Source organism: Diplocloster hominis (genome assembly GCF_032380655.1).
Taxonomy (GTDB): domain Bacteria; phylum Bacillota; class Clostridia; order Lachnospirales; family Lachnospiraceae; genus Diplocloster; species Diplocloster hominis.
This window is the reverse complement of the sequence record NZ_JAWDIY010000001.1, coordinates 407500-420182: the sequence shown is the minus strand read 5'-3', so window position 1 is coordinate 420182 and position 12683 is coordinate 407500. Positions and strand designations below refer to the sequence as shown.

The window sequence follows — 12683 nt, the reverse complement described above, 5'->3', positions numbered from 1 at the left end:
TTTTATTGCTGCTGAAACTTTCTGGGAGACATCCCCACATGCTTTTTAAAGAAGTGGGAAAAATAAGCCGGATCATCCATACCGATAGCCAGGGCCACACTTTGTACCGTTTCACCTGGCTGACGCAGCAGATGCTTTGCGCGGTTTATTTTCAGCGCATTCACATCAGCCATCACAGTGCTGCCTGTGGATTCTTTGTAAAGCCGGCACAGGTAGCTGGGAGTCACATGGATCTGTTCCGCGATATCATTCAGGTTAATATCCCGGATATAATTCCGCTGGATGTACTCTTTCGCGAGAAATACAGGATCTCCTTTTTCCCCCGCAGCCTGAAGCTGACGGCATGTCTCCATAACGACCGGGGTAAGCAGACGTTTATATTCTTCCAGGGAGCGGCAGGCGGTAACGGATTGATAGAATTGGACTTCCTTTTGGTAAATATTATCAGGGGCCAATTTGTGCTCGGCATGCAGCCGGCCGCAGCCGGCGTTGATGGTCATGGCCTGGCTTTTTAAGACCTCTGCAGGAATTTGGTTTTGCTTTTGCAGTTCGAACAGTTCCTGGAGCCTGGTTTCTGTCTCCTGCAGATCACCGCTGCCAATCGCCTTGATCAGCCGGTCCATGGCTTCATTTACCGGAGTGAAACCCTCCGGTGAGACATGCTCGCCGTCCGCGTAAAAATAAAGATGGCTCTCATCCTCCAGAAAGCGCCGGTTCAGCGCCTCGCGCGCATGCTGATAGGTCTGCGCCAGCTCCGGCAGTTGGCGGCCCACAGGCCCCACCCCGATGAATATAGGACAGCTTAGCATGTTATGTAAGACCTGCAGCAGTTTGCGGCAGATACTTTCCAGAGCATCCACAGTCAGATCCGCCTCCCTTCGGGAGGCCAGCACTACGGCCAGCTGGGAACCCCCTAAAGGGACGCACCAGCACTGGTAGTCCTTGAAAGCCAGAATCAGAAAATCACATACCGGAGCCAGGGTTTTAAGTCCGTCGGATTCCAGGGACTCCGGGTCTTCGTCAAATTCCATACACAGCACGCAGTGAGCGGGAAGATCAAGATGAAGCTGCGCAGCGCGGCTGTAAAGGGCGCTCTGCTCGGTCCATAGGCCGTCAAACACATTTTTAAGGAATGTCTGCTGTAATGTTTCCAGGTTCTCTTTGTGAAGATCCGCCTTAGACTGCAGCAGGCGGCGTTCTTCCATCTGTTCAATGGCATGCTGCACCGCATTTGTTACCTCTTTCATACCTCCGCTTTTCGTTACATAGTCGGTCACTCCGTATTTCATGCTCTGCCGGGCGTATTCAAAGTCCGCGTAAGCGGTCAGCATGATGATCTGTGTCTCGGGCCTGTGCTCGTGCAGCCAGGCACACAGTGCGAGGCCGTCCATACGCGGCATTTTAATATCCGTAATCACGATATCCGGCTGTACCCGGTCGATCTCGTCCAGCAGATCCTGCCCATCCGCAGCCTCACAGACAACTTTACACCCCAGGTTTGCCCAGGACACCAGATTCATCATCCCTTTCCGGACAATGGCTTCATCATCTACAATGGCGATTCTGTACATGTGTTTTTTGCTCCTTTCACCGGCCGGTCTATGGGGATATGCAGGGATACCCGGCAGCCGTTTCCGGGCGATGATACCAGATTAATCCCATATCCCAGTCCATAAAAATGCCGGATAATTTTATGGGAATTCACAAGACCGATCCTTTTATGACCCGGCTGAGCCGGCGCATCTTCACTCAATTCCAGATCTACCTGATCCGGCGTGAAACCAACACCATCATCCAAAACATCAATATAGATGGAGGATTGGTCCGCATAAATATTTACTGCCAGATGTCCTTCCCCGTACTTTGGCTCCAGACCATGTACTACCGCGTTTTCGATCAGCGGCTGCAAAGTGAGCTTCGGGATGCAGCAATCCAGCAGAGCCGGCACTGCGCAGTTCACCTGGTAATCTATTTTTCCGTCAAAACGGGCGTTCTGAAGAGCCACGTAGAACTTGGCGTACTCCAGTTCCTGGGAGAGAGGTACTTTCTCTGCTCCTTTTTTGGAAATACTGGCCTGCATGAGCTGACTCAGCGTGCAGACCATTTGGCTGATATTTTCGTTGCCGTCCATCTGGGCCTGTATGGAGATCGTGTTAAGCACATTGAACATAAAGTGGGGATTCATCTGTGCCTGCAGAGATTTTAGCTCTGCCTCCGTGACCAGCAGCTGTTTTTGATAAACATCATTGACCAGATGATCGATCTTTGTGGTCATGGAATTGAACACATGACTGAGCTCCTGAAACTCCATGTCTTTGTACTGCGGAAGTTTCGCCTGCAGATCACCCTGTTCGATCCGGCCGATACTTCGGACCAGATCATTAAACGGGGTGGTCACTTTGTAGACGATAGCGGCACATATGGCCAAAACCAGGACAGCCAGCGCCAGTAAGATAAGCACATATAAAGTGGTGCTGCGGGCGGCGGCGCGCTGTGTCTGGGCCTGCGGGACCAGCAGGGAAAGGGTAAGGCCAAACTGGGAGATGTGATAATGACTGGCGAGATAATGGGTTTTTCCAACGGTCTGCTCCAAGATCGTGCCGTCACCGGAAGACGCCGGTATCAGGCCCAAATCATGGTTGGAGAGCAGTAATTCCCCATCATCGGTGCTGATCTGCCAGAGCGCCCCTTCATATTCCATGATACTGTCAGGAATTTCACTGAGCACATCCGCGTTGATGTGATAGAGGAGAGTACCCAGAACCCGGTCGGTGTCCGGGTCCGTAAAATCAAAGGCATACCACAGGATTCCGTCGTTAAGTCCCATCTGGCTGTTTTCGCCCTCTGAGATATGTTCCCGGTAGCGTTCCAGAAAAAAGTTGTCAAATTCATTTTCGTAAGCGCCCCGGTTTCGGAACATGGCTTTGAAGCTGGTGTTCTGGTCCCGGAACAGGTAAAAGCGCTCCAGCAGTGAGCCGCTGTCTACCGTGGCTAGGGAATATGTAGTCACGATTGCCGAATTCTCCAGCTGTTCTTCCAGCCGGATCCGCTGTGTGGCCGCTTCATAGGTGCCGGGTGCCAGAGGCTCCGCTTTCAGATCTGCTGTGAGCTGTTCATCGGAAACCAGAAGCATGTTCAGATTATATAGGGTGCTTAATTGTTTTGAAAAGTTATCATCTACCTGACTCAGATACAGGCTTAGATCTTTTTCAAAGTTCCGCTGTAAGATATTACGGACGGTTACACTCATATAGCCCAGGGAAGCGATCATCAGCAGCAGGACAGGGAACATAGCGGCGATCAGCATTTTGCCGCGGTAAGAGGATAAAAGCGGAAACCTGGTTTTTTCTTTTTTTTTCATGGCGGCTTCTCCTCTCCTTGCTATGAATCTTTGATCTTTTTGGCTGCCCAACCCGGAGCTGATTTCTGATGATTGCCGGTGTATACCGAAATTGTATCATAGATTTGCTCTTTCGGATAGATTTCCAGAAATGAAAGTAGAATGAAAGCAGACTTAAAAAAGCCTTCATCCGAAACGCAAAGGTTTTTGTCCTTTTATCGGGAATGTGCTAAGATAAAAAAGGAGGAGGATGATGATATGAAGAGACAGCTATGGATATCCGCAATATCCCTGGTGACGCTTCTGGTGCTCATGGGCTGCGGGCAAAAAAGTGCCGGTTCAGTTAATACGGCGCCGGCGGATAATGAGAATCAACCGGTTGAAATATTACTATGCCGTTGGAATAATATGGATCAGAATAATGAAATCATGACACAGCTGATCGAAGAGTTTCAGGAGCAGTATGCGGGAAAGATAACCCTGCGTGTGGAAGTGGTGCCGGGGCTTGAGAATCTGATCAGTCATGTGCGCATTAAAATATCCTCCGGTGAAATGCCGGATCTCATCGACACGTCCGGCTATGAACTCTCCTCTCTGGTGAAAGACGCGGATAAAGTGGCGGATCTCATGCCTTATGTGGAAGCAGATCCGGAATTCAAGAGCTGGATAGGGGAAGAGAACCTCCGGGATAATGTGGTGGATGGAAAGCTCAGCTCCATCACCGCACAGAAAAATGTGATCGGTTATTGGTATAACAAAGAATTGTTCAAACAGGCGGGGATCGAGCCGGCTAAGACCTGGACCCAGTTCTGGGACAACTGTGAGAAACTGGTCAGCTGCGGCATACATCCCATGGCGCTGGATACCCGTCAGAGCGCCTGGCCAACCAATATTCTACTGGGAGCGATGGTGGGAAGCGACGGTGCGGGCGGTACGGAATTCATGCAGACCTATCATCCCACGGACTACAAAAGCCCCGGTATGGTGGAGGCGCTGGGACAGATACAGACCTGTTTCAGACGTTACGCGCCGGACAGCGCCATTACGGCCAACTACGGGATTGCGGAGAGTGAATTCTTTTCCGGTAACGCGGCTATGCTGTTCAACGGGGCATGGCTCGCGCTGGATCTGTCCGACCCGGAAAAGGTTCCGCCGGGATTCACGGATCAGGTGGGGGCGGCCATATATCCAAACGCCACGGTATACTCATCCGCATCCCCTGGGTATGTAGTTGGAAACAACAGCCCGGAACGAATCGAGGCAGCCGCTGAATTCATTAAATTCATGTGCAGCCCGAAGGTACAGGAACGCATCGCCGTGGAGATCAAGGCGGTTCCGGTGAATCCCGAGGTCGATCTGCAGGGGAAGCTTAAGCAGGAGAACCCATTGATGTACGCCATGCTGGAAGCTTCGAAAGAAGCTAAGATCAAGATAAAGGATTATCAGGCCATGTGGTATCCGGCGGTTTACAATGAAGGTTCGAAGCTATATCCGCAGTTAATGTACGGAAAAATCACTCCTGTGGAAATGGCACAGCAGATGACGGAATTGGCGCAAAAAGCACAGCAGGATATGGAATCTCCAGATCAATAAATCGCAAGTTTTGAAAAAGTTCACAAATACTGAACTGATTTAAAGGATATCATGAAATAATATAACAAAAAACTGCAATTTCCCGTCAAGGAAAACCCTCCTCAAAATGTAGGAAAAAAGGTACCATTAGGTTACCGAAATACATTAAAGGAGGGTTTTATTTATGAAAAGAATGTTAGCAAGTATACTGTCACTGATGCTTGTGTGCGGTCTGATGACCGGCTGCCAGAGCAAACCTGCGGAATCCGGGGAGAGTAAGGACAGCGCCAAGCCTGCAGCAGCAGCCGCGGAAGAAAAAGAAAGTGAAGATCTGCCCACCGTCACCTTCTATCACCATTACTACCAGGATGACGCCGTGGATGCCAAAGCTATGCGTGCTCTGTTCGACGAATTTGCCGAGATGCACAAAGACGAGTTTCTCTTCAAACCGGTTCCTGTGGAAGGAGACCCGGAAGCTGTATATAACAAATGTATACAGGAAATAGCAAGCGGCAGTTTCCCGGATATCGTGGAGACCGGAGGATGGAATGTAGTGCCGGCAGCCAGTGAAGCGGGACTGATTATGGATCTGAAGCCTTATATCGATGCGGACCCTGACTTCAAGGCAGGAGTGGGCGTGAACTATGACCAGAACCTGGTGGACGGCAAAATCTACACGGTCCGGGAACAGCTGGAAACCATGGGTTTCTGGTATAACGAAGAGCTGTTCAGCAAAGCCGGCGCCGATACTCCGGATAAATGGCAGTCCTGGGATGATTTTGTAGCAGCGTTTGACAAATTAAAAGCATCTCCCGACGTTAAGACACCGGTATCGCTGAATCAGGGATGGCCTACCAATATTATGTTCATGGCGCATCTTCTGGGTACCCAGGAGGGACGGGATTTCATCAATACCCCTCTCACCACTTTTGACAATGACGCGTTTAAGAATACGGTTGATTTTGTAGAGAAACATGCACTCAGCCAGATCGACACCGCCTATTTCGGCGCGGCTGACTCGGAATCTTACCGGGACGACTTCTTAAACGGTGACGCGGCGATGCTGTTCAACGGCGTGTGGGAGGCCAGCAGCTTCGTGGGCGACGGCCTTAAGATCGATCCCGCAGTGGTGAAACCGGCCGTGTTCCCGACCAGTGAGAACGGAAAACATGCGGCAATCATGTCCGCTTCCTGCGGTTACGTGATCAGTGATCAGTTAAGCGACGCACAGAAGGAGGCAGCCGTGGAGTTTGTGAAATACATGTGCAGCCCTGAAGTGTCCGAACGCATTTTCACCGAAGTGCTGGCGATGCCCGCTTATCTGGGGCTGGATTATGATCAGTATATCAATGACGAAAGCGCCGATCCGGTAGTGCGCAAGTTAGCCGAAGCCTGCAAGCAGTGTGCCCAGGCAGATTATCAGACCTGCGCCATGAGCTCCCTGTGGGGCAGTGATGTGGAAATGGAAATCGGCGGAAAGTATGCGGCCATGCACGATGGAAGTAAGACAGCAGATCAGATCGTGAAGGAACTGGATGAAACGTTGAATTAGTCTTGGCAGAATAGCAGCGGGGCTTGGGCTCAAGCCCTGCTGCTATCAATCTGACCCGTATCAAAGGAGGGAGTCTGCCGTGCTTAATACGCGCAAAAAGAAAAACTGGCGCAGGAGCTTATTTATATTTGCTTTTTTGCTGCCGGGGATGTTTTTGTTTTTTGCAATCTATGCCTATCCGCTGCTGAACATATTTGGAAGCTCCTTTAGCGAGTGGAATTACAAGAACCTTCTGCATCCGGAATTCCTGGGCTGGAATCATTTATTTGATAACTTTATCCGCCTGTTTACAAAAGATACCCATTTCATTACGGCTCTTATCAATTCCCTGAAATGGATCGGGCTTACTGCAGTCATTCAGGTGCCGTTTTCGATTCTGGTGGCTTTGGTTTTAAGCAAAAAGCGAAAAGGCTGGGCGCTGACCCGCAATGCCTTTTTAATACCAAATATTATTTCCACAGCAGCCATCGGTTTGATTTTTCTGAATCTGTATGATCCGGCCAACGGTTTGATTACGGATTTGGTACACCTGGTTGACCCGGACCTGCCGCTGAACATTTTGGCAAAACCGGGAACAGCGTTCTGGGGCGTCACTTTTTCCTACATTCTGTTCGGAGGGACCAACTGCCTGCTGCTGATGTCGCAGATCTCGGCGATCCCGCAGGAACTGTACGAGGCGGCCCGGATCGACGGCGCCTCCGACTTCCAGACCGACTGGAGGATTACGCTGCCGCTGCTTCGGCCTATGATCGGTACGGTGCTGGTACTGGCGTGTAATTATGGATTGCTGCTCTATAATGAACTGTTCCTGCTGACAAAAGGGGGGCCGGACGGCGCTACTTACAGTCTGAGCCTATATGTTTATCAGACATCCATGGGCAGTACAAAACTGAACTTTGCGCTGGGGAATGCCGCGGGCGTGATCCAGGTCATTATAGGTCTTGTACTTGTGCTCAGTATCAATAAACTGCTGCGCACCGGGGAATCAGATTTGTAAGGGAGCGGAAGAGATGAACAAAAAGTATAAATTAAATAAAAATATGCACCGCCATGGGGCAGCCGGGACGATCCTATGCTATACGGTCATGTTCCTTGTGCTGGTGGTATCCCTTTATCCTCTTATATGGGTGTTTATCTCATCCTTCAAAGAGGTACCGGGGGGACTGGGGCTGCCGCACCCGTGGAAGTTTGACGGCTATATTTCTATATTCACGAAATTAAATATCGGGGCCTATTTTGCGAATTCGCTGTTTATAACTACACTGTCAACGGCTGTCAGCACGTTGGCGGTTACGATGGCGGCTTATGTCTCCGCGAGAATGAATTTCCGGGGAAAGGGGCTGGTGACGTTAATGTTCGCGTCGACCCTGTATGTGCCTTCGATCTCCATCAGTTTTCCGATATACCGGATGATGAGTTCATTCAACTTACAGGACACCCGCACGGCGGTTATCTTTGTATACAGCGGCCTGAATATCGCGATCACTTATTTTGTTATCCGAAGCTATTTCCTGACCATTCCGCGGGAAATGGAGGAGGCTGCCCAGATTGACGGATGCAGTTATTCCCAGACATTCTGGCGTATCATATTCCCGCTGGCGAAGCCGGGTATCGCCACCGGCGCCATTTTGGCGTTTCTGAACAATTGGAATGAGTTTTATTTCGCGTCCTTGCTGCTTACCAGCAAAAGCAAAATGACGATTCCGGCCCTGCTGGGCCAGTTTAAAGGCACTTATTCCATGGACCGCAACGGCATGTTCTCAGCCATCGTGGTTTCCGTGCTGCCTACCATACTTTTATTCTGTGCCTGCTCTAAGGTATTTATCAAAAGCCTGACGGCCGGCGCGGTGAAGGGTTAACAGAAGATTGAAAGAAAACGGGGAGGTTACTATGAATCATTTAAGAAAAATGTTCGCTTTACTATTAACGGTTTGTCTATGTATATCCTTCAATTCCGTATCTTTTGCAGATGATGACACAGAAACAGCACCACAGGAGGAAGCGGCCTCTGCTGGCCCCGCTGTCTATTATGTAGACGAGGCGGCCGGCAATGATGCGAACACAGGCTTATCCGAGGCTGAAGCCTGGAAAACCCTTGACAAAGTCAACAGCACAGTTTTCCAGCCGGGCGACCGGATACTGTTAAAAGCCGGATGCACCTGGAACGGCGGGCTCGCGCCCAAAGGATCTGGCAGCGCGGGAGCACCTATTCAGCTGGATCTGTACGGACAGGGGGAAAAACCGCTGATTCTCGGAGGGGAAGCGGATAAGAAAGTGGTATCCCTGATTAACCAGGGGTATTGGGAAATCAACAACCTGCGTATCAGCAGCAGTGTGACCCACAATAACGACCGCCGCACCGGTATCTGGGTGGAAAATAAAAACCAGGGTACCATCGAGCATATTTACATAAAAAATTGTGAAGTGTTCAATATCCCTTCCAAAGATACCAACAGTGACGTGGAATGCCTCTTCGGGGGAATCAGCATCACCGGATACGGTTCTTCCTCCAAGTACAATGATGTGCGGGTAGAAGGCAATTACGTGCATGATCTGTGCAAAGGAGGTATTACCACCTACACCTATAATGAGGACCGGAATGTGTGGGACGCGGCCTTTGGTTATTCCACGAATGTATATATCGCCAATAATACAGTCCGGAATGTGAAGGGCGACGGGATTGTGGCCAAAAATGTGGACGGTGCGGTGATAGAATACAATGTGTGTGACGGAGCTGCCAACGGGGGAGCCGGCAGCAGCGCCCAATACGGCTGTTACGCCGGCATCTGGGGCGCGTTCTGCAAAAACTCCGTATTCCGTTATAATGAAGTGTATAATACCCACCGGTTCCAGCCCGGCAATAATGACGGTATGGCCTTCGATGCGGATATTAAGTGTGAAAATGTAACATTTGAATACAATTACAGCCACGATAACGAAGGCGGATTCTTCCTGGATATGGGAGACGCTGTAAACACGGTAGTGCGCTACAATATCAGCCAGAATGACCGGAGCCGGTTGTTTATGTTCTCCAGTAATTCCAAACTTCATGTCAACGCTTATAACAATACATTTTATATAGGCGAGGGCCTTTCCACGGAAATTCAGGACAGCCATTTCGCGTCGGCGGGCAGCAATGTAAGATACACCAACAATATATTCTATAATCTGGGAACCGGTGCTTATAATCCGGGGAACGCCGTCTTTACAAACAACTGCTTTTATGGAAACGGCAACAAGCCCGGCGGATCGGGTAACTTGATAGCTGATCCCATGCTGGTATCTCCGGGTACCGGGGGAACGGGCATAGACTTTTTGAGCGCCGGCCGGCTGTCCGGCTATCAGCTGACTGCAGCCTCACCCTGCATCAATGCAGGCGCGGCAATGTCCGGAAACAAAGATCAGGATTTCTGGGGCAATGCGCTATACCATGGACAGCCGGATATCGGGGCCCATGAGAGCGATTATGCGACGCCGGATCAGGGCGTTCAGCTGCAGATTAATGATAATGATGAGAAAATCGCTTATCAGGGGAGCTGGACCTATGACACCGCATGTACCGGCGGCTATTCCGGTGACTCCCATTACACGAACAGCGCGGGAGCCGCAGCTGCCATTTCGTTCAAAGGAACCTCGGTGGCATGGATGGGCCAGAAGGATGTCAACTATGGAATGGCGGAAGTCTACCTGGACGGTGTTTTGAAGGAAACCGTGGATTGCTACAATGACCGGAATATTTACCAGCAGGTTCTGTTCCGCGCGGTGGACCTGACGCCTGGGGAACATACGCTGCGTATTGTGTGCAAGGGACAGAAGAATGCTTCTTCACAGGACACCTATATCGATGTGGACAGTATATTATATACGCGCAGTACCACGCCGAACCTGGTGGATAATGCGGGATTCGAGAGCGGAGCCGCTTACCCGTGGGGGCCCTACAACAGCGCTTCCGTCGTAAACCAGAACCAGCACTCCGGAAACTATGCCGCTAAGCTTGCAAAGAACAGCAGCTATGAGCAGAATATTTCCGTAGAGCCCAACAGTAAATATGTGCTGCGCGCCTGGGTAAAAGTAGCAAATGCGGGTTCCGTGATGACATTGGGAGTGAAAAACTTTGGAGGGAGCGAAGTTTTTTCCACCACTACAGATACGCAATACAGACAAATCACAGTCACATTCCACACAGGGGAGTCCAACCATAACGCGACGATATTCGGTTACCGGCAGAACAGCGGTTCCGGCGACGGTTATCTGGATGACGTTACCTTAGAAAAAGTCACGGATCTAAGCAGCTATGAACCGCTGCAGAACGCAGCCGCGCCTCAGAATATTCCTACCTATGAGGGAACCGGCCAGCCGACCCATCCTTCCGTAGTCCGGTTTGACCAGCCCTGGAACGGCTATACCTATTGGATGGCTATGACCCCGTATCCATTTAACAACGGGGCATTGGAGAATCCTTCCATCGTGGCGTCCAATGACGGAATTAACTGGGAAGTACCCCAGGGAGTAACCAATCCGCTGATCGATACGCCCAGCAAGGGCCATAACTGTGACGTTGATCTGGTCTATGTACCGAATGCCGATGAATTGCGCATGTATTACGTGGATGCCGATGACATCATCAGCTCCAGGATAAAAATGATCCGTACCACCGACGGTGTGAACTGGTCTGCTCCTGTGACCGTGTTAAAGGATCTGATTAAAAAATACAGTATGCTGTCCCCGTCCATTGAGATTCTGCCGGACGGCACCTATATGATGTGGTATGTGGATGCGGGAAATACAGGTTGGAACAACCAGAGCAATACGGTAAAATACCGTACTTCCTCAGACGGAATCTCCTGGTCGGGAGCGACGACCTGTACGGATTTTGTCCAGCCCGGGTACCAGATCTGGCATATCGACGTTCACTACGATGCGGCCAGCGGCAGCTATTATGCGGTGTTCCCGGCTTATCCCAATGGTACGGACTGTGATTCCTGCAAATTGTTCTTCGCGGTAAACCGTACAGGGAGCAAATGGGAATTCTTCAGCAAACCTATCTTAAAACCCGGCAACAGCGGCACATGGGATGACTACTGCATCTACCGGTCCTCCATGCTGATGGAAGGAAACACGCTGAAGGTATGGTACGGCGCTAAAAAACAGGATGATTCCTCCTGGCATATCGGATTGGCCCAGCGGGATTTTACAGAGTTCCTGAATGCGCTTGAATAGGAATAAGCTTGATTCACAAGAAACTGCAAGGAGGTTTTTCTATGGCAATACTGAAAAATGCAATTACACCCGAATTAATCCCGTCTTATGACGGTTCAAACCAGACGACCCACCCATCGGTATTATATTTTCCCGGCGGCTTTCAGGGATATGAATATTGGATGGCCATGACCCCTTATCCCTTCAACGACGGAGGATATGAAGATCCGTCGGTACTGGTATCCCGCGACGGACGTTCCTGGCAGGCGCCTGCGGGTGTCACCAATCCGCTGGTGCCGCGCCCGGCCGTAGGCCATAACTGTGATGTGGAACTGTGCTATGAACCAAAGCTTAAGGAACTGCGTCTGTACTATGTGGAGGCAGATGACATCAGAAGATCCTGGGTAAAGCTTCTGCGCTCCCGGGACGGGAGCCACTGGGAAGGGCCGCAGGTCGTACTGGAAGACCCCGACCAGATGTACAGCATATTGTCACCGGCGGTTCAGCAGAGGAAGGACGGCAGCTGGCAGATGTGGTATGTGGATTCCGGGAATACAGGATTTGAAAACCAGAACAATAAGGTGCGCAGCCGTACCTCTTTGGACGGACTGCTCTGGGGAGAGGAATCCACATGTGATGACCTGGTACAGCCTGGCCACCAGATCTGGCATATCAGTGTGTGGAGAGACCCGGCCACCGAGGTACTGCACGCGTTCTATCCTGCGTATCCGGACGGTACAAACTGCGACTACTGCAGTCTGTTCTACGCCCGCAAGGACCCGGGACAGAACTGGGAAACCTACAGGGATGCTGTGCTGGACCCGGGGCCGGAAGGCGCATGGGATGACTTCTGTATCTACCGGGCATCCTTTCTGCTGGATGAACCGGGCGATAAGCTGAAGCTTTGGTACGGCGGAAAAAAGAAGAGCGACAGCTCCTGGAACATGGGACTGGTGGAGACGTCCTATTCTGATCTGCGCAGACAGCTGCAGACAAAGTGACATAGATGTGCGTATATGG

Annotated in this window: 8 protein-coding genes; 6 read left to right on the top strand and 2 right to left on the bottom strand. The window is 50.8% G+C overall.

The window, feature by feature from the left end; all coding sequences use genetic code 11:
- Positions 1–2 precede the first annotated feature (2 nt).
- Together ABC831_RS01670 and ABC831_RS01665 are read right to left on the bottom strand one after the other, a co-directional pair.
- Positions 3–1571 (bottom strand): response regulator, encoded by a 1569-nt coding sequence (locus tag ABC831_RS01670; RefSeq protein WP_343246555.1) that lies wholly within the window; start codon positions 1569–1571, stop codon positions 3–5.
- Positions 1550–3361, bottom strand: a complete 1812-nt coding sequence (locus ABC831_RS01665) for a sensor histidine kinase (protein WP_343246554.1) — start codon at positions 3359–3361, stop codon at positions 1550–1552. Before ABC831_RS01665 ends, ABC831_RS01670 begins: the two co-directional genes overlap by 22 nt.
- A 237-nt stretch (positions 3362–3598) precedes the next feature.
- Here ABC831_RS01665 and ABC831_RS01660 point away from each other — a divergent pair, with 237 nt between their 5' ends.
- From ABC831_RS01660 to ABC831_RS01635, 6 genes are all read left to right on the top strand, one after another.
- The gene (locus ABC831_RS01660) at positions 3599–4933 is read left to right on the top strand and encodes an extracellular solute-binding protein (RefSeq protein ID WP_343246553.1); all 1335 of its coding nucleotides are present in this window, start codon (positions 3599–3601) and stop codon (positions 4931–4933) included.
- A gap of 163 nt (positions 4934–5096) precedes the next feature.
- Positions 5097–6464, top strand: a complete 1368-nt coding sequence (locus ABC831_RS01655; RefSeq protein WP_343246552.1) for an ABC transporter substrate-binding protein — start codon at positions 5097–5099, stop codon at positions 6462–6464.
- Between the two features lie 79 nt (positions 6465–6543).
- Positions 6544–7461, top strand: coding sequence for a carbohydrate ABC transporter permease (locus ABC831_RS01650; protein ID WP_343246551.1), 918 nt, complete (start codon positions 6544–6546; stop codon positions 7459–7461).
- Positions 7462–7474: 13 nt separating this feature from the next.
- Complete coding sequence (locus tag ABC831_RS01645; RefSeq protein WP_343246550.1) at positions 7475–8323, top strand: carbohydrate ABC transporter permease; 849 nt, start codon at positions 7475–7477, stop codon at positions 8321–8323.
- 31 nt (positions 8324–8354) lie between these two features.
- Positions 8355–11684 (top strand): carbohydrate binding domain-containing protein, encoded by a 3330-nt coding sequence (locus ABC831_RS01640; protein ID WP_343246549.1) that lies wholly within the window; start codon positions 8355–8357, stop codon positions 11682–11684.
- Between the two features lie 41 nt (positions 11685–11725).
- Complete coding sequence (locus ABC831_RS01635; RefSeq protein ID WP_343246548.1) at positions 11726–12664, top strand: hypothetical protein; 939 nt, start codon at positions 11726–11728, stop codon at positions 12662–12664.
- The last annotated feature ends 19 nt before the right edge of the window (positions 12665–12683 follow it).

Bases quoted from the DNA above. Each gene is read 5' to 3' on its own strand.
- ABC831_RS01670 (WP_343246555.1), bottom strand. From the start codon at position 1,571: ATGTACAGAATCGCCATTGTAGATGATGAAGCCATTGTCCGGAAAGGG.
- ABC831_RS01665 (WP_343246554.1), bottom strand. From the start codon at position 3,361: ATGAAAAAAAAAGAAAAAACCAGGTTTCCGCTTTTATCCTCTTACCGC.
- ABC831_RS01635 (WP_343246548.1), top strand. From the start codon at position 11,726: ATGGCAATACTGAAAAATGCAATTACACCCGAATTAATCCCGTCTTAT.
- ABC831_RS01660 (WP_343246553.1), top strand. From the start codon at position 3,599: ATGAAGAGACAGCTATGGATATCCGCAATATCCCTGGTGACGCTTCTG.
- ABC831_RS01645 (WP_343246550.1), top strand. From the start codon at position 7,475: ATGAACAAAAAGTATAAATTAAATAAAAATATGCACCGCCATGGGGCA.
- ABC831_RS01640 (WP_343246549.1), top strand. From the start codon at position 8,355: ATGAATCATTTAAGAAAAATGTTCGCTTTACTATTAACGGTTTGTCTA.
- ABC831_RS01655 (WP_343246552.1), top strand. From the start codon at position 5,097: ATGAAAAGAATGTTAGCAAGTATACTGTCACTGATGCTTGTGTGCGGT.